This is a genomic window from Streptomyces sp. CA-181903, from assembly GCF_050937075.1.
Lineage (GTDB): Bacteria > Actinomycetota > Actinomycetes > Streptomycetales > Streptomycetaceae > Streptomyces.
Genome location: NZ_JBNJLY010000001.1, coordinates 6,166,474 through 6,184,520 on the forward strand (window position 1 = coordinate 6,166,474; position 18,047 = coordinate 6,184,520).

Here is an 18,047-nt window from a genome sequence, read left to right on the forward strand (position 1 = left end):
ATCGGGGGACGGCGGCTTTCCGGCGATGCTATCGGTTGCGACCGACAACTGGCTAAGCGCCAGGGCCAGTAGATGGCCGGACATCGATGACAGAGTGTGATCTACTTCTCGACAAATCCTCTACGAAAGCCCCTCATTTCGGACAATTCCTACTGCTTCACCCCTGAATTCGGTACTCCTCCAGGAGTCGCCGACCGATGATCATTTTCTGGATCTCGGCCGTTCCCTCCCCGATCAGGAGCATCGGGGCCTCCCGGTAGAGGCGCTCGATCTCGTACTCCTTGGAGAAGCCGTAGCCCCCGTGGATGCGGAAGGCGTCCTCCACGACCTCCTTGCAGTACTCGGAGGCGAGGTATTTGGCCATCCCGGCCTCCAGGTCGTTGCGCTGACCGGAGTCCTTGGTGCGGGCGGCTCTCACCATCATCGCATGGGCCGCTTCGACCTTTGTCCCCATTTCAGCCAACTTGAACTGAATTGCCTGATGCTGGGCGATGGCCTTCCCGAACGTGTGACGCTGCTGCGCGTAGGCGACGCCCAGTTCGAACGCACGCTGTGCGACGCCACAGCCACGCGCCGCGACGTTCACGCGGCCGACCTCGACGCCGTCCATCATCTGGTAGAAGCCGCGCCCGGTGGTGCCGCCCAGGACGCGATCGGCCGGCACCCGCAGGCCGTCCATGATCAGTTCGGTGGTGTCGACGCCCTTGTAGCCCATTTTGTCGATCTTGCCGGGGATGGTGAGACCCGGCCTGACCTGCCCGAACCCGGGCTCCTTCTCCACCAGGAAGGTCGTCATCGACTTGTGCGGCGCCGACCCCTCCGGCAGCCCCTCGTCCGTCCGGCAGAGCACCGCCACCAGCGTCGACGAGCCGCCGTTGGTCAGCCACATCTTCTGGCCGGTGAGGACGTACTCGTCCCCGTCCCGGACGCCCTTCGACGTGATGGCCGACACATCGGAACCCAGCCCCGGCTCGGACATCGAGAACGCGCCCCGCACCTCGCCGGTCGCCATCCGCGGCAGGAAGTACTCCCGCTGCTCGGCCGTACCGTGCTGCTTGAGCATGTAGGCGACGATGAAATGGGTGTTGATGATCCCCGACACGCTCATCCAGCCGCGGGCGATCTCCTCCACGCAGAGCGCGTATGTGAGAAGCGACTCACCGAGCCCGCCGTACTCCTCCGGGATCATCAGCCCGAACAGGCCGAGTTCTTTGAGGCCCTCGACTATCTCGGTCGGATATTCGTCGCGGTGCTCCAGGCCCGTCGCGACCGGAATGATCTCCTTGTCGACGAAGTCCCGGACCGTGGCGAGGATCTCCCGCTGGACGTCCGTCAGTCCCTCGGTCTGTGCGAGGCGGCCCATCTCACTTCTCCCGGACGATCGGCTCGGGGCGGCCGGGCTGCTCGCCGCCGCGCTCCTCGATGTACGTGGCGGTGGGCACCATCACCTTGCGCCGGAAGACGCAGACGAGCGTGCCGTCCTGCTTGTGGCCGCGGGTCTCGACGTACACGATCCCGCGGTCGCTCTTCGACTTCGACGGTGTCTTGTTCAGCACGGTCGTCTCGCCGTAAATGGTGTCGCCGTGGAACGTCGGCGCCACGTGCTTCAGCGACTCGACCTCCAGGTTGGCGATCGCCTTGCCCGACACATCCGGTACCGACATTCCCAGCAGCAGCGAGTAGACGTAATTGCCGACGACGACGTTCTTCCCGAAATCCGTCGTCCGCTCCGCGTAGTTGCTGTCCATGTGCAACGGGTGATGATTCATCGTGAGCAGACAGAAGAGGTGGTCGTCGTATTCGGTGACCGTCTTCCCGGGCCAGTGCTTGTAGACGTCGCCGACGGTGAACTCTTCGTAGGTCCGGCCGAACTGCATGTCGGTCACGCCTCCGGGATCTCGAACTTGGACGTACGGGACATGCCGGCCGCACGGCCCTTGCCCGCGATCACCAGCGCCATCTTCCGGCTGGCCTCGTCGATCATCTCGTCGCCGAGCATCGCCGAACCCTTGGCGCCGCCCGCCTCCGAGGTGTAGTACGCGTAGGCGTCGAGGATCAGCTCGGCGTGGTCGTAGTCCTCCTGCGACGGCGAGAAGATCTCGTTGGCGAGTGCCACCTGGTCCGGGTGCAGCACCCACTTGCCGTCGAAGCCCAGCGCCGCCGAGCGCGCCGCCACCTCGCGGTAGCCCTCGGGGTTGCGGATCTGGAGGTAGGGGCCGTCGATCGCCTGGAGGTCGTGGGCGCGGGCCGCCATCAGGATGCGCATCAGGATGTAGTGGTAGGCGTCGGCGCCGTAGCCGGGCGGCTGCTCGCCGACGACCAGGGACTTCATGTTGATCGACGCCATGAAGTCGGCCGGCCCGAAGACGATGGTCTCCATGCGCGGCGACGCGGCGGCGATGGCGTCCACGTTCACCAGGCCCTTGGCGTTCTCGATCTGCGCCTCGATGCCGATCCGGCCGACCTCGAAGCCCATGGTCTTCTCGATCTGCGTCAGCAGCAGGTCCAGGGCGGCGATCTGCTGGGCGTCCTGGACCTTCGGCAGCATGATGCAGTCCAGGTTCGGGCCGGCGCCCTCGACGACCGTGACGACGTCCCGGTACGTCCAGTGGGTGGTCCAGTCGTTGACGCGCACGACCCGGGTCTTGCCCGTCCAGTCGCCGTTGTTGAGCGCGTCCACGATCGTGTGGCGGGCGCCCTCCTTGGCGATCGGCGCGCAGGCGTCCTCCAGGTCGAGGAAGACCTGGTCCGCCGGGAGGCCCTGGGCCTTCTCCAGGAAGCGGGGGTTGCTGCCGGGGACGGCGAGGCAGGAGCGGCGGGGGCGGAGCCTGTTGACGGTGAGGGGGGTGCCGGTCATGCGGAGACCTCCAGGGGGTCGAGCGCGTTCGCTGTGCGGATCTCATCGACGATACGGCCGATGATCTCGGTGATACCGAAGTCCTTCGGGGTGAAGACCGCCGCCACCCCGGCCTCCCGGAGCGCGGCGGCGTCGGCGGACGGGATGATCCCGCCCACGATCACGGGCACCTCGCCCGCCCCCGCCGCCCGCATCCGGGCCAGCACGTCGGGGACGAGCTCGGCGTGCGAGCCGGAGAGGATGGACAGGCCGACGCAGTGCACGTCCTCCGCGACGGCGGCCGTGACGATCTGCTCGGGGGTCAGCCGGATCCCCTGGTAGACCACCTCGAAGCCGGCGTCGCGGGCCCGTACGGCGATCTGCTCGGCGCCGTTGGAGTGCCCGTCCAGGCCCGGCTTGCCCACCAGCAGCCGCAGCCGGCCGGCCCCGAGCTCGGACGCCGTCCGCGCCGCCTTCTCGCGGACCGCCGCGAGCGGAGTGCCCGCCTCCGCCGTGACGGCCAGCGGCGCGCCGCTGACGCCCGTCGGGGCGCGGAACTCGCCGAAGACGTCGCGGAGCGCCCAGGCCCACTCCCCGGTCGTCACCCCGGCGCGGACGCACTCCAGGGTGGCGGGCATCAGGTTCTCGGAGCCGGCGGCGGTCTTCTTCAGGACGGACAGCGCCTCCTGGGCGCGGAACTCGTCCCGGTCGTCCCGCCACCGGTGCAGCGACGCGACCACCCGCGCCTCGTTGTCCGGGTCCACCGTCATGATCGCGGTGTCGAGGTCGGCGGTGAGCGGATTCGGCTCGGTGGTCTCGAAGCAGTTGACCCCGACGATCTTCTCCTCGCCCGACTCGATCCGCGCCCGCCGCTCGGCGTGCGACGAGACGAGCTGGGCCTTGAGGTAACCGGATTCGACGGCGGCCATCGCGCCGCCCATCTCCTGGATGCGGTCGATCTCCGCGAGGCTGTCGGTGACCAGCCCGGCCACCTTCTCCTCGATCACGTGCGACCCGGCGAAGATGTCCTCGTACTCCAGCAGATCGCTCTCGTGCGCCAGCACCTGCTGGATGCGCAGCGACCACTGCTGGTCCCAGGGGCGCGGCAGGCCCAGCGCCTCGTTCCAGGCGGGCAGCTGGACGGCGCGGGCGCGGGCGTCCTTGGAGAGGGTGACGGCCAGCATCTCCAGGACGATCCGCTGGACGTTGTTCTCCGGCTGCGCCTCGGTCAGGCCGAGGGAGTTGACCTGGACGCCGTAGCGGAAGCGGCGCTGCTTGGCGTTCTCGATGCCGTACCGGTCCCGGGTCACCCGGTCCCAGATGCGGCCGAACGCCCGCATCTTGCACATCTCCTCGACGAAGCGGACGCCCGCGTTCACGAAGAACGAGATGCGGGCGACGACGTCCCCGAACCGCTCGGCCGGCACCTGCCCGGAGTCGCGCACCGCGTCCAGCACCGCGATGGCGGTGGACATGGCGTACGCGATCTCCTGGACGGGCGTGGCCCCCGCCTCCTGGAGGTGGTAGCTGCAGATGTTGATCGGGTTCCACTTGGGGATGTGCGCGACCGTGTACGCGATCATGTCGGTGGTCAGCCGGAGCGACGGACCGGGCGGGAACACGTGCGTCCCGCGCGACAGGTACTCCTTGACGATGTCGTTCTGCGTCGTCCCCTGGAGCGTGGTGACGTCGGCGCCCTGCTCCTCCGCGACCACCTGGTACATCGCCAGCAGCCACATGGCGGTGGCGTTGATGGTCATGGAGGTGTTCATCCGCTCCAGCGGGATGCCCTCGAACAGCCGGCGCATGTCGCCCAGTTGTGAGACCGGGACGCCGACCCGGCCGACCTCGCCGCGGGCGAGGACGTGGTCCGGGTCGTAGCCGGTCTGCGTCGGCAGGTCGAACGCGACGGACAGGCCCGTCTGGCCCTTGGCGAGGTTGCGGCGGTAGAGCTCGTTGGACGCCTCGGCGGTGGAGTGGCCGGCGTACGTCCGCATCAGCCAGGGACGGTCCTTCTGCCGGCCGCTCGTCCCGTCGCCGCCCATCAGACGTTCCGGAAGCGGTTGATGGCGTCGATGTGCCGGGCCCGCAGCTCCTCGTCGCGCACGCCCATGCCTTCCTGGGGGGCCAGCGCCAGCACGCCGACCTTGCCCTGGTGCAGGTTGCGGTGGACGTCGTACGCGGCCTGGCCGGTCTCCTCCAGCCGGTAGGTCTTCGACAGCGTCGGGTGGATCTTCCCCTTGGCGACCAGCCGGTTGGCCTCCCACGCCTCGCGGTAGTTGGCGAAGTGCGAGCCGACGATCCGCTTCAGCGACATCCACAGGTAGCGGTTGTCGTACTGGTGGTCGTAGCCGGAGGTGGAGGCGCAGGTGACGATCGTGCCGCCCTTGCGCGTCACATAAACGGAAGCGCCGAACGTCTCCCGGCCCGGGTGTTCGAAGACGATGTCCACGTCCTCGCCGCCGGTCAGCTCGCGGATGCGCTTGCCGAACCGCTTCCACTCGCGCGGGTCCTGGTTGTGCTCGTCCTTCCAGAACCGGTACCCCTCGGCGTTCCGGTCGATGATCGCCTCGGCGCCCATCCGCCGGCAGATCTCCGCCTTCTGCTCGCTGGAGACGACGCAGATCGGGTTGGCGCCGCCGGCGAGCGCGAACTGCGTGGCGTACGAGCCGAGTCCGCCGCTCGCGCCCCAGATCAGCACGTTGTCGCCCTGCTTCATCCCCGCGCCGTTGCGCGAGACGAGCTGCCGGTATGCGGTGGAGTTGACCAGGCCGGGGGCCGCGGCCTCCTCCCAGCTGAGGTGGTCCGGCTTGGGCATCAGCTGGTTGGACTTCACCAGCGCGATCTCAGCCAGGCCGCCGAAGTTGGTCTCGAAGCCCCAGATCCGCTGCTGCGGGTCCAGCATCGTGTCGTTGTGCCCGTCGGCCGACTCCAGCTCGACGGAGAGGCAGTGCGCGACCACCTCGTCGCCCGGCTTCCAGGCGTTGACGCCGGGGCCCGTGCGCAGCACGACGCCCGCGAGGTCGGAGCCGATGACGTGGTACGGCAGGTCGTGGCGCGCGGTGAGCGGCGAGAGCCGGCCGTAGCGCTCCAGGAAGGAGAAGGTGGAGACGGGCTCGAAGATGGAGGTCCACACGGAGTTGTAGTTCACCGAGCTGGCCATCACGGCCACCAGCGCCTCGCCGGGCCCGAGTTCGGGCACCGGCACCTCCTCGACGTGCAGGGACTTGCGCGGGTCCTTCTCGCGGGTCTCCAGCCCGGCGAACATCTCCGCCTCGTCCTTGTGCACGGTCACCGCGCGGTACGACTCGGGGATGGGCAGAGCGGCGAAGTCCTCGCCCGTGGTGTCGGGCGAGAGGATGGCGTCGAGTATCTGGTTCACGGTAGTGCCTCCGGCGAAGCGCGTTCTCGGGGAAACGGCTTGAGGGAACGTCGGGGGATGGGGCCGTCGGTTCGGTGGGTGGCGCGGGAGCGCGCGGGGTGGCCGCGCAGGCGGTACGTGTGCCTGGTGACGCAGGCGGTCCGGGCGCACAAGTGGTGCTTGTGGGGACAGCCGGCACACGACGCTGTGGTCTGTGCGCCGGCCGCCCGGACGCCATCAAGGTATGGCACGCCGTGCCACTCGACAAGACACTCGGTGCCATGAATTTGAGACATCTGTCACCGGGGTTCACAGATGAGCGGTAAGTGTTCCCGTCCCGCGGCTTCCTCCGCGGCCGACGGCCGCTCCGGACGGGCGCGCGCCGGACCCCGGACCGGGAGCGTATGAGCTTGCTCCCCTTCGGCTTCCACCGCTGGTCGGTGAGGGGTCGGGCGGCCCAGGATGGGGGAATGACGTCAAGCACCACGTTCCCCGGCGGGCGGAACCTCGACACCGCGGATGTGGTGGACGTGTTCGGGCAGTTCGCCCGACTGCTGCGGTCCGGGGGCCGCCTGTACGCGTGCCTGAAGGCCGACGGCCGGACGGGCTGGCTCGACGAACCCGACGGCCGGCGGTGGTACAGGGTCTGGAACCCGGACGAGTTCGCCGCCGCGGTGGCCGGCGCGGGCTTCACGGTCGACGGGGTGGATCCGGGGCCGTATGTCGAGGTTTGGGCGACGCGCAGCGGTTGATTTCCAGGCCGGGCGCGGCGGGCTCGACGGTCTCTGGTTCGACGCCGCGCGCGAGCCGCACTGATACAGATCGTCAACTGATCGACTCTCATGGGACTGGTCACCGCGCTGGTCCTGCATAGGGTTTCTCAGGGAGGCGGCACTGCGCGACATTCGCGCATTCCGTCCACCGCCGCGCCGCGTGTGCGGGCGCATCCTCGAGAGAAGGAAACACACCCATGCGCGCCCTTGTGGTCGATCACGGCGAGGCCGGACCCGTCCGGTTCGCCGATGTCGATGAGCCCGTGCCGTCCGGCGACGAGGCGTTGGTCGAGATACGGCATATCGGTCTCAACTTCGGAGAACTGAATTATCTGCATCGGTGGCCGGCCGGCGCTGTGCACGGTCACGACGCGGCCGGCGTCGTGGTGCGTGCCGCGTCCGACGGCTCGGGGCCACCCGAAGGGACGCGCGTCGCGCTGGGGATGTCCGCCCACGCGTGGGCGGAGCGCGTGGCAGTCCGCCCCGCCTCGCTCGGCACCGTCCCCGAGGGCGTGGATCTGGCCGACGCTGCCGCGCTGGGGATCGCGGGAGTCACCGCGCTGCGGGTGCTGCGCAAGCGCTCCCTGCTGGCGCGCGACGTGCTGGTCACCGGTGCCAGCGGGGGCGTGGGGCACTTCGCCGTGCAGTTGGCGGCGTTGGCGGGCGCCCGGGTGACGGCACTGGTGGGCTCGCCGGAACGGGCCGCCGGCCTCCGTGAACTCGGGGCCGACCAGGTCCTGACCGACCTGGCCCAGACCGAGCGCCGGTTCGACCTCGTCCTGGACACGGTCGGCGGGCCGCTGGTGGCCCAGGCGTGGAGTCGCCTCGCCGAGGGCGGCACCCTCCACCTGGTCGGATACTCCGCGGGGCAGGACACCACGTTCCCGTCAGGGACCTTGTTCGGCTTCGGCGAACCCCGCACCATCGCCACCTACGGCGACATGACGCCGACCAGCGGGGAACTGACGGACCTGCTGGGCCTCATGGCCGCCGGGAGGCTCTCGGCACCGGTCGGACTGCGAGGCGACTGGCAGGACGTGGACGACGCCGTCCGGGCACTGTTCGCGCGCAAGGTGCACGGAAAGATCGTTCTCGACGTGGCCTGACACCCGCCGACGACGAGGACGGAACGATGGACGTACTGGCGCAGGCCCTGCGTGTATCGGGTGCGCGAGGCGCGCTCGGGGTCGTGCTGAAGGCCGGAGGAACCTGGGGCCTGTGGCTGGAGTCCTCCCCGGCAGCGGCAGTGCACGTGGTCTCCCGTGGCACGCTGTGGCTCCACCTCCCGGGCGGGAGCCCCATGGAGGTACGGGCAGGGGACGCCGTCCTGCTGGCACCGGGCACCGCCCACGGGATAGCCGCCGGGCCCGGTACGCCGCTGAGTCCCTGTGACCGCAAGGCGACGAACCAGGCCCTCACCGACGGCAGCGCCCTGCACTTGGGCTCGGCGCCGGCGCAGACGGAAGTGCTCGTCCTGCGCTACGAGCAGGACCCGCAGGTGAGCACGCCGGTGCTCACCGCCCTCCCCCGGCCGATGCACGTCACAAGCCGGGAGAACGCGCAGCTCCACAAAACCGTCGAACTTCTCACGGCCGAGCTCGCACAGCCGCAGATCGGCACCACCGCCGCCGTCAACAGCATCGTCGACCTCCTGCTCATCCAGTTCATACGCGTCTGGCTGGCCCGCCACCCGCAGGAGCGGACCGGCTCATGGCCGGCCGCGATGCGCGATCCGGTCGTGCGCGACGCCCTGGCACGCATCCACGCCCGGCCGGAACACCCCTGGACCACCGCATCCCTGGCGGCCGCGACGGCGGTCTCCCGAACGACACTGTCCAGACACTTCCGCTCGGCGCTCGGACAGACCCCGGGCGCGTACGTGACGCAGTGGCGCATGGACCTGGCATCCGTCCGCCTCCGCGACACCGACGAGCCCGTCGAGTCGATCGCCGGTGCCGTCGGCTACGCCTCCCCGCACGCTTTCAGCCGCGCCTTCCGACGTGCCCGAGGCATGCCCCCGGGTGAGTACCGTTCCCGGCTCCGCGAGCGACCGCAGGCGGGCGATCCCCGGCGGCACATGAGCACAAGCGCGGTCCGGGCGGATTGATAAGGGCGGCGCGCCTCATCCGGCCTCGACCGACGGTCGCCCCTCGGTCTTGTACCGAATGCCGCCGTCGCGGCACTCCTCCTCATGCGCGACATCACCATCCCCACACCCGCGAGCCGCCGCACCGGGCCGACGACCCGCACCGCCAACGCGCCGACGACCGGTGAGCCCGCCGCCTGATCCCTTCCGGCAGTGGTTCCTGACCGGCTTTCCCGACCGGTGGTTCCGCCGCCTCACCCCTTGTTCAGTCGTCTTGCGAGACCCCGAGGTCGCGGCGCATCGCGGTGCGCATGGGGCGTAGGAGGTCCCGGACGGCATGCTGGGCGCGGGACGCGGAGGCGAGGGTCTCGCCTGGTTCGGGTTCGCCTCGTTCGAGGCGCTTGACGTGGCCGTAGACGCGGCTGAGGGCCTTGTTGACGGTGTGCGCCGGGCCGAGGACCTCCTCCGGCGCGATCATCTGCGCCTCGGAGTACCGGTCGCGGAACGCGGCCTTGGCCTCGTCCAGGGCCGTTTTGTCGGCGTCGTCCGCCGTGCCGTGTTCACGGAGTATGTGCAGGTGGCGGTTGAGGGCGGTGGTGAACTGGCGGGCGTCGCGGTTGAGTTCCGTGTAGCACGTGCGGCGGAGGGCGAGGTTCTCGCGCTCCTCGTCGTGTGCGCGGACGAGCTGTATCTCGCGGCGTCTGGCGCGCTCGGCGCGGCGCTGCGTGAGGAGGGAACCCCCGAGGGTGCCCGCCATGCCGGCCACGGCGATGATCACTGAGCTGAGGTCCATGGGTGTCCTCCGTCGCGCACGGAAGAGCCCCGTCCGTCATGCGGTGGACGAGGCTCTTGCTGTCGGCTTCTGTGCCGCCTGGACCCCAGTGTGACGCTCAGGCCAAGGAACTTCCCTGGAAGGCGTACACCGCCGAGGTGCCCAGGCCGCGCGGCTTGCCGAGGGTGTCGGCCGTTTCCCGGCCGAAGCGGCCGGTCAGCTCGTGCCAGCGGTACGAGCCCGCCAGCGCCTCTTGCAGCGACGTGACGAACCGTGCGGCCTCGGGCGGTACGGCCGCCGGGGCCCCGGCCAGGGTGTCGACCCTGGCGGTCAGCAGATCGTTGATGAGGGCGGAGGCGTCGCGCCGGTCCAGCCCGAGGGCCGTGCGGGCGACCTCGACGCCGTTGTTTCCCACCGTGCCCTCGTCGACCTCCCGGTCGTAGGACACGATGTCGTTGTGCAGGCTGATGGCGTCCACGAACGCGTCGACGGCGGTGCCGAACTCCCTGCGGCGCAGCACGTCCGGAGGGAGTTCACCCATCGAGTGCTCCATGAGCACGGCGGTGAACTGCAGACCGCCGAAGTCGCGCCGGGCTCCCAGGTATTCGATGAGGTCGGCCACGGCATGGTCGACGTGGTCGAGTTCCCACAACACCCCGTCCAGGAAGCGCCGTACGCTGCCGGTGAACCGGTCGCGCCAGAGCAGGCTCATGGTGGCCGCCGTGCCGGTCCACAGATCGGCGAAGGCCCGTTCCACGGGGTTGTCCGGGACCAGCGACGGCCGGGGCAGTCCGTCCAGCGGCAGGAACAGCATCAGCCGGTCCACCTGGGCGGCGGCCGACTCCTGGTCGTGGTCGCGCCGGTAGAGCGGCAGGAACAAGTCGTCGACGAACCACAGGGCCACGTGCCAGTCGGTGGCCAGCTCTAATTCACGGGCGTCGGCGTCGGGGTGGGTCAGGGCCATGAACAACGGGAAGTCGGCCTGGTCGAACTTGTCCTCGCTCCACCTGTCCGGCCACTCCGCGTACGCCTCGTCGAACATGCCCATCTGCCGGGCCCAGGCCCTGACATGAGCGCGGGCCTGGTCGACATGAGGATTGAGCCGGGACTCGAACGGCATGTGGAACCGCGGCTGCGGCAGGGAACTCATGGCCGATGTGCTGCCCGTGCCCGGCCGCCGCGACACCAGGGTTCACCCCTGGCACTGCAGTGCGACTCCGGTCGGGAGTCTCTCCGCCATGGGAGGGCTCCTGAGGGGCCGCCGGTTCAGACGCGGTCGGCCGCGATCAGCACGTACTGGAAGGAGCCGTCCCGGTACGACTCGATGAACGCCTCCTCGATCCCGGTGACCAGCGAGGACGTGGCCCGCAGTTCCCAGTACGGCAGGGTGTCGGGGGTCAGGTCGATCACGGTCTGCGGCACCAGCCGGTTGTCGGCCATGGCCCGCAGGTACTCACGGCGGGAGTGGATGTTGCACTCGAAGTGGGCGTTGATCTGGGAGACCCACTTCGACGGCTGGCCGTAGCGGGGGTTCCAGCAACCGGTGATGGTCACGTACCGGCCGCCCACCTTGAGGAAGCGGGAGTGCTCGGCGAACAGGTCGTGCAGGTCCACGTACATGGTCGACTCGTTGTTCCACGAGGCGGCCACGCTGCCCTTCTCGAAGGGGGTGTCGAGCATGTTGCACACGCGGGAGCGCACGTGGTCCTGGATCCGCAGGTCCCGGGCCCGCCCGTTGCCGAAGTCGGCCTGGGTGGCGGACAGGGTGACGCCCTCGACGGTGCAGCCGAAGCGCCGGTGGGCCATGACCATGCATCCGCCGCGCCCGCAGCCGGCGTCGACGAGGATGTCGTCGGTCTTGATGGGGCCGAGGTGGTCCAGGAGGAAGTCGGCCTGAGCGGACTCCAGCCGGTGCAGCTCGGCGATCAGCTTCTTCTCGTACTCGCTGTGCTCCGGGTCGCCCAGCGCTTCGTGGTTGACGGCGCCGATGCCGTAGTGATGGTGGTAGAGCCCGTCCACGTCACCGAGGCGCAGGTTCACCGGCCTCGCCTCGTTGTTCCAGTACCGGGCGATGTCCCCCTGGTATGGGGTCGCCGGGGCCGGGATCTTCGCAGCGGCGGTGGGGATGATTTCCGTGGTCATGGAGGTATCCGTTCCTTACCAGAAGTCGGGCAGGCTGTAGCGGTAGGTGTTGGTGCGGTGCCAGTCGTGGTTGCCGTCGACCCATGTGGCCACGCCCTTGAGGAAGCGCACCACGTTGGGCAGCGGGCAGTCCGCGGCGAGTTCGGCCGCTGCCGCCTCGAAGGCGTGCATGAGGTCGTTGTGGATCTCGACCGCCTTGAGATAGGCGTCGCGCTCCGAGAGCTGCCGGCGTTCGGCGATGACCACGGGCAGGTTCAGGTGCCTGCCGGGGCTGGCGAGTTCCTTGGTGTAGGAGTACAGGTCGTTGACGATGGTGGTCGCGTTCCCGGCCAGCGCGATGACCCGCTGCATCTCCGGGCGTGCGTGCAGGTCCGCCGGGAGCTCGTAGCCTCCGACGGTGTCCGTGATGGTGGGGCAGGGACGGAAGTTGTTGAACTGGCGCATGGCCAGGTACTCCCACACCTCCGGGTCGTGGTCCGTCTCGGCCCAGGCGGCCTCGGCCAGGTAGCCCAGGTGCAGCCGGGCCATGTCGTGGCGGAAGCGGTCGACCTGGGAGGGCGTGGCCATGCGGACGAAGTAGTCCATCGCGCTGCGGTAGGCGCGCCGCGGAGCGTCCGAGCCGAGCGACTCCCCCCACGCCGGCGCGTACTCCGGGGTCGTGTGGAGCGGATCCAGCGCGGTGTGTGCCAGGAGGAGGCGTCCACCGAGGCCGACGGGCGAGCCGCCGTGGTCCTCGCAGTAGCAGTCGTCGACGGCGTTCTCCGCGACCATCATCCGGGTGGCGATCATCAAGTGATCGACCGTGGGAGCGTCGGGGTGGCAGCCGACCATGTACCGCCCGACCGAGAAGCCGTCGAACTGGCCTTCCCACTCCTCGGGGTAGAGCCGGACCTCGTCCTCGGCCCAGCGCTTGATCCGGCGGCTCACCTCCTCCACGCGGACGGGGTCGGGCTCCGGGACGGGATGGTGGTACAGGCCGGGTACGGCCTGGCCCTCGGCGGGCGGGGCCGGGGCGGGCTCCGACGGTGGCCGACGACAGGTGAGGGCCAGGGCCAGTGCGGCGGTGCCCAGGCCGCTCGGCCCTCCCAGGATCCGTCGAGGACCCGGGTCGGCCAGCCGTTCGGCTACCGGTCCGGCCACCGGTTCGGCTACCGGTCCGGATGGTGCGACCGCTCCCGCGCCGGTGACCGGCGGGGGAGAGGGAGGCGGAGGCGGGGAAGGCGGCGGAGGCACGACGGCCGGTTGCGAACGGCCCGCCAGGGACAGCGACGTCGTGCCCAGCCCGGTGGGCCCGCCCAGGACCTGCCGAACGGTGGGTCCGGCGGCGGGTACGGAGGGCGGGGCGGGCGTCGTGGGGACGTCCGACACTGGGCCGGCCGGCCTCGACGGCTGCGCGGGGACGGAGGGGCCGGGGGGCCCGGGATCGGGCATCTGCTACTCCTCGTTGCGGTGGGGTGGGCGCTCGTGCGGCGTGGACGGGCGGGCCGGCCCGCAGTGCGCGGCGTGCGTGCCCTCAGTCGCGTCCGCGGGCGATCTGCACGTTCTCCATGACCCCGAGCGCGTCGGGTACGAGCACCGCGGCGGAGTAGTACGTGCTGACGAGGTACGAGACGACCGCCTGCTCGTTGATGCCCATGAAGCGCGCCGAGAGGCCCGGCTCGACCTCGTCCGGCAGCCCTGTCTGCCACAGGCCGATGACCCCTTGGTTCTTCTCGCCCGTGCGCATGGCGATGATGGAGCTGGTCTGCTCGTTGCTGATCGGGATCTTGTTGCAGGGCAGGATCGGGACCCCGCGCCAGGCCGGGACGGACTGTCCGCCGAGATCGACGTGGTCCGGGTAGATCCCGCAGGCGTTGAAGCCGCGTCCGATCGCGGCGATCGTCCGCGGGTGGGCGAGGAAGAACTTGGTGCCACGGCGGCGACAGAGCAGATCGTCCATGTCGTCCGGGGTCGGCGGGCCGGAGTGGGGCTGGATGCGCTGCTTGAAGTCGGCGTTGTGCAGCAGCCCGAATTCACGGTTGTTGACGAGCTCGTACTCCTGGCGCTCGCGCAACGCCTCGATGGTCAGCCGGAGCTGCTCCTCGGTCTGGTTCATCGGTCCGTTGAAGAGATCCGAGACCCGCGTGTGGACCCTCAGAATGGTCTGCGCGACCGACAGTTCGTACTCACGCGGATTGAGCTCGTAGTCGACGAAGGAAGTCGGCAGATCGGCCTCGCCGACATGCCCGGCCGACATGGCGATCTCGGCCTCACCGTGCTTGTTCTGCCGTCGCTGCGCGGCGGAAAGGAACTCGGTGACGTGGGTGCGAAGACCGGGCACGGAGTCCTGCACGGCGGCGAAGTCCGCACGGGAGAGCGTGAGAAGGGTGCCGGAGGTCTCGGCGGTGGCCGTGTAGTCGTAGCGGGCGTCGGGGTCCACAAGGGCGTTCTCACCGAAGTGGCCGCCGTCCGCGAGCACCGCGATGGAGGTCTCTCCGCCGTACTTGCCCTCACCGAACTGGCGGACACGCCCATGCGCGATCAGATGGATCCGGTCCGCCGGGCCGCCGCGTTCGACGATGACCTCACCGGCGGTGAAGTCCCGCTGTTCGCAGCGAGCGGCGAGAGCGGTGAGGGCGTTCACGTCATCGAAGCCCCGCAGCAGGGCCAGTTCGCCGAGCTCGCGGGGGATCACACGGACCGTGGCACCCTCCTGCACGAACTCGATGCGGCCGTCGCCGACGGTATGACGCAACCGTCGGTTGACCCGGTAGGTGCCGCCCGTGGTCTCGACCCAGGGGAGCATCCGCAGCAACCAGCGGGAGGTGATCTCCTGCATCTGCGGGGCGGACTTGGTGATGGTGGTGAGGTTGCGTGCGGCGTCGGTACTCAGCGACTGCTGCGGTGCGGCCGGTGCGGCCTCGCTTTCCGGGCTGCTGTCCACGGTCATCGGGGTGGCTGCTCCTTGCGTGGCCGGGTGGCCGGCACACACGTGTGCGCCGATACGGAGACGCGGAGGATCCGGCCGGCAGGGAGGGTGATTGCGGCGATCCATCCGCCAGCAGCAAGGTAATGGCCGGGCGAGTCGACCGGCACGGACAGCCCAGCAGTTTCCTTCGAAGCGGTGATTATCTTTCGAATGCGGTTTATCTGACCGTGATCCGTCCCCGGCCACTCCGTGCTCGTCGGTCGAGACGGCAAGTCGGGGACAGGATCAGGCAGTTCGCACCGTGCAGGCTAGACGCTGAGGGCGCCGCCCTTGATGGCGGACACGAGGTCCGCGAAGGCGTTCGCGGGGATGTGCAGTGTGGGGCCGGTGGGGCGCTTGCTGTCACGGACGGGGATGACGCCGGACGTTGCGGAGTTAGGGGCCCATTCGACACAGTTTGTGCCGTCACGGTCGCTGTAGCTGCTCTTGACCCATGTATCCATGTCGGTGCCTTCCGTCAGGGGTTGAGGCTTCCGCTCTTGAGAGAGGATATGAACCCCGCGAAAGCGGCTGTGGGAAACCGCAGGAGGCGACCGTTCGGTGTTTTACTGTCCCGGACGGGGGTGGATCCGGGGGTACCTAGGCCGATTTCGATGCAGTTGCCGCCGTCCTGTTCGCTGTAGCTGCTCTTCACCCAACGTGTGACGCTTGTAGCGAGTCTCATGGCCTCTCCCGTACTCTTCCATCGCATCTCTGATGAACGCGGCGGAATCGCTCGCTGACAGGCTGTCAGCCCTCAGGACATCATAGGCGCGTGAGTGGTGGGCGACGACTGCCGGATCATCGCTGAAATGTCCGCGTTCCAGGGACTCGGTGTACACCCACTGGTGTCCGTCAGGCAGGTGGATGATGGACAGCGGCGTTTTGGGGCGGATGAGTCCTGGGTCGCGAGCGGGTGCTACCTGAATGCGGATGTTCGGGAGTTTCCCGACCTTCAGCAAGAAAGCGCACTGCTCGTACATCACTTGCGTATTCCCCATCACGTTGCGAATCGTGCTCTCGTCCAGCACGGCAACGAGGAGAGGGCCGGAGGCGTCCAAAAATCGCTTTTGCCTGCCCAGGCGGGCGCGGACTCGCTCCTCGATCAGCGGTGCTTCCGTCACATCCTTGCCGCGTGAGAAGAGTGCGCGTGCGTATCCCTCGGACTGCAACAACCCCAGCATGACTTGCGTCTGAAACTCTCGGATCGCCACCGCTTTGGCGTCCATCTCCCTGCGTCGCTTGAACCAGTCCGGGAACGCCTCGTCGGGATACCAATCCGTCTCCCGCCACAACTTGTACAGCGCACCACCAGTCTTCAGTGTCTTGTCACACCTCTTCACCAGTGGTTCGCTCGGCACCCTATCGCCGGTCTCGATCCGGCTCAGTACCGACCGCTCGCAGAGGATCTGCGGGGCCAGTGATTCCTGTGTTTCTCCTGCTGCCCGCCGGTAGTGGGCGAGCAGTTGGCCAAACGCGCGGCGCCCTCCCGGGGCGGAACTGGCGGCGTTGCGGGCGGACATGCCCCCTCCAACCCATGATCACGTGTCGTGTCAGTGCGTCACTGGCACGACACGAAGTGTTGCGTGTCCATTGTGACCCGCGCAACTCTCCTGGTGGGGCGTGCAGTTGCGTCCCGTTGTACATGGGAAGGCGCACAGATGATCGAGTTCACGTACCACCGTGACGTCGGCGGAAGGCCGCCGCACCGCACACGGCTGACGGCGGCCGCCGGCCCGGTGGAGGGCACCGCGTGACGCACACGTCGTTGGGGCACGCGCTCGTCCCCAATCCCCAAGCGCCGTGCACCGCGCACCCGCATCACCGACGCGCGGCGCGCCGCCGAGCGCGCGGGCGACTGGCCCCGCGTGGAGCGGCTGCGCCGCGAGAGCCTGAAGCACGCGGAGGCGCATCGTGGCTGACTGGATCCCCCAGCCACTCGAACTGATCCTGGACACCGAACGCGACCGGGTCGGCGTCGTCGTCGGCTGGGACCACGACACCCGCCGGATCACCCTCCGTCCACCGGAAGGCGGCCGCACCTGGCACCCGACGCGGTACCGCCGGGCCACCGCCACCGACAGGCTGCGCGCTCGCGTGAACAAGCTGAACAAGGAGGGACGTCCATGGTGACGCCGTGCGAGGCGTGCCAGTGGTGGGACGCCGTGATCGGGAGGACGGAGGCGCGGGTGCGCTCCGCGCCGGACCGTTGGGAGCGGGCCGCCGCCGAGGAGCAACGGGCCCAGTACGCCGCCAACCGGGCGGAGCACGTCCGCCGGGACCACGGGGGACGGCGGTGGGGCCCCGCCGGCTCGTCCGGCGGGTGAGGACAGGCGGCGAGCCGCTTCCAAAAGGTGCGGGCCGGTGCGGCCTACCAGGGCACCGTACGGCCCGAGCGGTCCAGGTACGTCAGGCCGGGGGTGCCCAGCCGGGACAGGAGGACGTCCACGAGGAGCGGGGCGCTCTCCTCGACGGTGAACGGCGCGTCGGGTCCGCCGAGTCCGGTGCGGATCCAGCCCGGCGCCAGGAGGAGGAAGCCGCGCCGGGGGTGGGTCCGGGCCTGCCGGACCGCGAAGCCGCGCACGAACATGTTCAGCGCCGCTTTGCTGCCCCGGTAGAGCTCGCGGCCGGCGGTCGTGTTGTCGGTGATGCTGCCCTGTCCGGAGGACATGGCTCCGATGAGGCCGGTGGGGGACACGAGGTCTTGGAGTGCTTCGATGGCGCGCACGGGGCCGAGGGCGTTGGTGGTCATCACCTCGACGAAGTCGTCCGTCGCCACCTCACCGATGGGCGTCCACTCGTTGCCGGCGATGCCGGAGTTGACGAAGAGGAGGTCGAACGGGGCCCGCTCCGCGAGGCGCTCGCGCAGGGGCGGCAGGTGGCCGGGCTCGTTGACGTCGAGGCGGTCGATGGTGACGCGGCCGTCGGCACGGTCGGCGAGTTCGTGCAGGGGCGTCCGCGCGGCGGTGTCGCGGACCGTGCCGACGACGTTCCAGCCGCGCCGGGCGAGTTCGGCCGCCATGGCGTGGCCGAGGCCGCGCGAGGCTCCGATGACAAGGGCGGTCGGCGTGGGTTGCTCTGTGCTGCTGGTTGATGACATGCGCCGGTGATCTCCCGTTCTTCGGCGGTA

At 69.4% G+C, this 18,047-nt stretch carries 19 protein-coding genes; 5 read left to right on the forward strand and 14 right to left on the reverse strand.

Annotated features, from left to right (window positions below; all coding sequences use genetic code 11):
- Positions 1–157 precede the first annotated feature (157 nt).
- From ACQEVS_RS27445 to ccrA, 5 genes are read right to left on the reverse strand one after another with little or no spacing between them, the layout of a single operon-like run.
- Positions 158–1,363 (reverse strand): acyl-CoA dehydrogenase family protein, encoded by a 1,206-nt coding sequence (locus ACQEVS_RS27445; protein WP_433024538.1) that lies wholly within the window; start codon positions 1,361–1,363, stop codon positions 158–160.
- Between the two features lies 1 nt (position 1,364).
- On the reverse strand, positions 1,365–1,877 hold the full coding sequence (locus ACQEVS_RS27450) for a MaoC family dehydratase (protein ID WP_433027943.1): 513 nt from the start codon (positions 1,875–1,877) through the stop codon (positions 1,365–1,367).
- Positions 1,878–1,882: 5 nt separating this feature from the next.
- Positions 1,883–2,857 (reverse strand): HpcH/HpaI aldolase/citrate lyase family protein, encoded by a 975-nt coding sequence (locus ACQEVS_RS27455; RefSeq protein ID WP_433024540.1) that lies wholly within the window; start codon positions 2,855–2,857, stop codon positions 1,883–1,885.
- Positions 2,854–4,881, reverse strand: a complete 2,028-nt coding sequence (locus ACQEVS_RS27460) for a protein meaA (RefSeq protein ID WP_433024542.1) — start codon at positions 4,879–4,881, stop codon at positions 2,854–2,856. The genes ACQEVS_RS27455 and ACQEVS_RS27460 overlap by 4 nt, the downstream gene beginning before the upstream one ends.
- Positions 4,881–6,218 (reverse strand): crotonyl-CoA carboxylase/reductase, encoded by a 1,338-nt coding sequence (ccrA, locus tag ACQEVS_RS27465; RefSeq protein WP_433024544.1) that lies wholly within the window; start codon positions 6,216–6,218, stop codon positions 4,881–4,883. Before ccrA ends, ACQEVS_RS27460 begins: the two co-directional genes overlap by 1 nt.
- A 449-nt stretch (positions 6,219–6,667) precedes the next feature.
- On the opposite strand from ccrA, the gene ACQEVS_RS27470 reads away from it, so the two are divergent.
- From ACQEVS_RS27470 to ACQEVS_RS27480, 3 genes are all read left to right on the forward strand, one after another.
- Positions 6,668–6,949: a hypothetical protein gene (locus tag ACQEVS_RS27470; protein WP_433024546.1), complete on the forward strand. Its 282-nt coding sequence runs from the start codon at positions 6,668–6,670 to the stop codon at positions 6,947–6,949.
- 218 nt (positions 6,950–7,167) lie between these two features.
- Positions 7,168–8,076 carry a zinc-binding dehydrogenase gene (locus tag ACQEVS_RS27475; RefSeq protein ID WP_433024548.1) on the forward strand — a complete coding sequence of 303 codons (909 nt, stop codon included), beginning with the start codon at positions 7,168–7,170 and terminating at the stop codon, positions 8,074–8,076.
- 26 nt (positions 8,077–8,102) lie between these two features.
- A complete protein-coding gene (locus ACQEVS_RS27480) occupies positions 8,103–9,077 on the forward strand; it encodes a cupin domain-containing protein (protein ID WP_433024550.1) in 975 nt (324 codons plus the stop codon).
- A 244-nt stretch (positions 9,078–9,321) separates the two neighbouring features.
- Here the strand turns inward: ACQEVS_RS27480 and ACQEVS_RS27485 are convergent, their stop codons facing one another.
- The 8 genes from ACQEVS_RS27485 to ACQEVS_RS27520 form a co-directional block, all read right to left on the reverse strand.
- Positions 9,322–9,849, reverse strand: a complete 528-nt coding sequence (locus ACQEVS_RS27485; RefSeq protein WP_433024552.1) for a hypothetical protein — start codon at positions 9,847–9,849, stop codon at positions 9,322–9,324.
- A 97-nt stretch (positions 9,850–9,946) separates the two neighbouring features.
- Complete coding sequence (locus tag ACQEVS_RS27490; RefSeq protein ID WP_433024554.1) at positions 9,947–10,978, reverse strand: terpene synthase family protein; 1,032 nt, start codon at positions 10,976–10,978, stop codon at positions 9,947–9,949.
- Between the two features lie 116 nt (positions 10,979–11,094).
- Positions 11,095–11,970 (reverse strand): geranyl diphosphate 2-C-methyltransferase, encoded by an 876-nt coding sequence (locus ACQEVS_RS27495; protein ID WP_433024556.1) that lies wholly within the window; start codon positions 11,968–11,970, stop codon positions 11,095–11,097.
- Between the two features lie 15 nt (positions 11,971–11,985).
- Complete coding sequence (locus ACQEVS_RS27500) at positions 11,986–13,401, reverse strand: family 2 encapsulin nanocompartment cargo protein terpene cyclase (protein WP_433024558.1); 1,416 nt, start codon at positions 13,399–13,401, stop codon at positions 11,986–11,988.
- Positions 13,402–13,483: 82 nt separating this feature from the next.
- Positions 13,484–14,899 (reverse strand): family 2B encapsulin nanocompartment shell protein, encoded by a 1,416-nt coding sequence (locus ACQEVS_RS27505; protein ID WP_433024560.1) that lies wholly within the window; start codon positions 14,897–14,899, stop codon positions 13,484–13,486.
- 287 nt (positions 14,900–15,186) lie between these two features.
- Entirely contained in the window at positions 15,187–15,381 is a 195-nt protein-coding gene (locus ACQEVS_RS27510; RefSeq protein WP_433024562.1) for a DUF397 domain-containing protein, read from the reverse strand.
- A gap of 14 nt (positions 15,382–15,395) precedes the next feature.
- On the reverse strand, positions 15,396–15,533 hold the full coding sequence (locus ACQEVS_RS27515; protein WP_433027946.1) for a DUF397 domain-containing protein: 138 nt from the start codon (positions 15,531–15,533) through the stop codon (positions 15,396–15,398).
- Entirely contained in the window at positions 15,484–16,440 is a 957-nt protein-coding gene (locus tag ACQEVS_RS27520) for a helix-turn-helix domain-containing protein (protein WP_433024564.1), read from the reverse strand. The genes ACQEVS_RS27515 and ACQEVS_RS27520 overlap by 50 nt, the downstream gene beginning before the upstream one ends.
- 391 nt (positions 16,441–16,831) lie before the next feature.
- Here ACQEVS_RS27520 and ACQEVS_RS27525 point away from each other — a divergent pair, with 391 nt between their 5' ends.
- Positions 16,832–17,050, forward strand: coding sequence for a hypothetical protein (locus tag ACQEVS_RS27525; protein WP_433024566.1), 219 nt, complete (start codon positions 16,832–16,834; stop codon positions 17,048–17,050).
- On the forward strand, positions 17,044–17,244 hold the full coding sequence (locus ACQEVS_RS27530; RefSeq protein WP_433024568.1) for a hypothetical protein: 201 nt from the start codon (positions 17,044–17,046) through the stop codon (positions 17,242–17,244). The genes ACQEVS_RS27525 and ACQEVS_RS27530 overlap by 7 nt, the downstream gene beginning before the upstream one ends.
- Positions 17,245–17,288: 44 nt before the next feature.
- Here the strand turns inward: ACQEVS_RS27530 and ACQEVS_RS27535 are convergent, their stop codons facing one another.
- Positions 17,289–18,017, reverse strand: coding sequence for an SDR family NAD(P)-dependent oxidoreductase (locus ACQEVS_RS27535; protein ID WP_433024570.1), 729 nt, complete (start codon positions 18,015–18,017; stop codon positions 17,289–17,291).
- Positions 18,018–18,047 lie beyond the last annotated feature (30 nt).

Excerpts from the sequence above, each read along its gene's own strand:
- ACQEVS_RS27445 (WP_433024538.1), bottom strand. The coding sequence starts at position 1,363 with ATGGGCCGCCTCGCACAGACCGAGGGACTGACGGACGTCCAGCGGGAG.
- ACQEVS_RS27450 (WP_433027943.1), bottom strand. The coding sequence starts at position 1,877 with ATGCAGTTCGGCCGGACCTACGAAGAGTTCACCGTCGGCGACGTCTAC.
- ACQEVS_RS27455 (WP_433024540.1), bottom strand. The coding sequence starts at position 2,857 with ATGACCGGCACCCCCCTCACCGTCAACAGGCTCCGCCCCCGCCGCTCC.
- ACQEVS_RS27460 (WP_433024542.1), bottom strand. The coding sequence starts at position 4,881 with ATGGGCGGCGACGGGACGAGCGGCCGGCAGAAGGACCGTCCCTGGCTG.
- ACQEVS_RS27470 (WP_433024546.1), top strand. The coding sequence starts at position 6,668 with ATGACGTCAAGCACCACGTTCCCCGGCGGGCGGAACCTCGACACCGCG.
- ACQEVS_RS27475 (WP_433024548.1), top strand. The coding sequence starts at position 7,168 with ATGCGCGCCCTTGTGGTCGATCACGGCGAGGCCGGACCCGTCCGGTTC.
- ACQEVS_RS27480 (WP_433024550.1), top strand. The coding sequence starts at position 8,103 with ATGGACGTACTGGCGCAGGCCCTGCGTGTATCGGGTGCGCGAGGCGCG.
- ACQEVS_RS27485 (WP_433024552.1), bottom strand. The coding sequence starts at position 9,849 with ATGGACCTCAGCTCAGTGATCATCGCCGTGGCCGGCATGGCGGGCACC.
- ACQEVS_RS27490 (WP_433024554.1), bottom strand. The coding sequence starts at position 10,978 with ATGAGTTCCCTGCCGCAGCCGCGGTTCCACATGCCGTTCGAGTCCCGG.
- ACQEVS_RS27495 (WP_433024556.1), bottom strand. The coding sequence starts at position 11,970 with ATGACCACGGAAATCATCCCCACCGCCGCTGCGAAGATCCCGGCCCCG.
- ACQEVS_RS27500 (WP_433024558.1), bottom strand. The coding sequence starts at position 13,401 with ATGCCCGATCCCGGGCCCCCCGGCCCCTCCGTCCCCGCGCAGCCGTCG.
- ACQEVS_RS27505 (WP_433024560.1), bottom strand. The coding sequence starts at position 14,899 with ATGACCGTGGACAGCAGCCCGGAAAGCGAGGCCGCACCGGCCGCACCG.
- ACQEVS_RS27510 (WP_433024562.1), bottom strand. The coding sequence starts at position 15,381 with ATGGATACATGGGTCAAGAGCAGCTACAGCGACCGTGACGGCACAAAC.
- ACQEVS_RS27520 (WP_433024564.1), bottom strand. The coding sequence starts at position 16,440 with ATGTCCGCCCGCAACGCCGCCAGTTCCGCCCCGGGAGGGCGCCGCGCG.
- ACQEVS_RS27530 (WP_433024568.1), top strand. The coding sequence starts at position 17,044 with ATGGTGACGCCGTGCGAGGCGTGCCAGTGGTGGGACGCCGTGATCGGG.
- ACQEVS_RS27535 (WP_433024570.1), bottom strand. The coding sequence starts at position 18,017 with ATGTCATCAACCAGCAGCACAGAGCAACCCACGCCGACCGCCCTTGTC.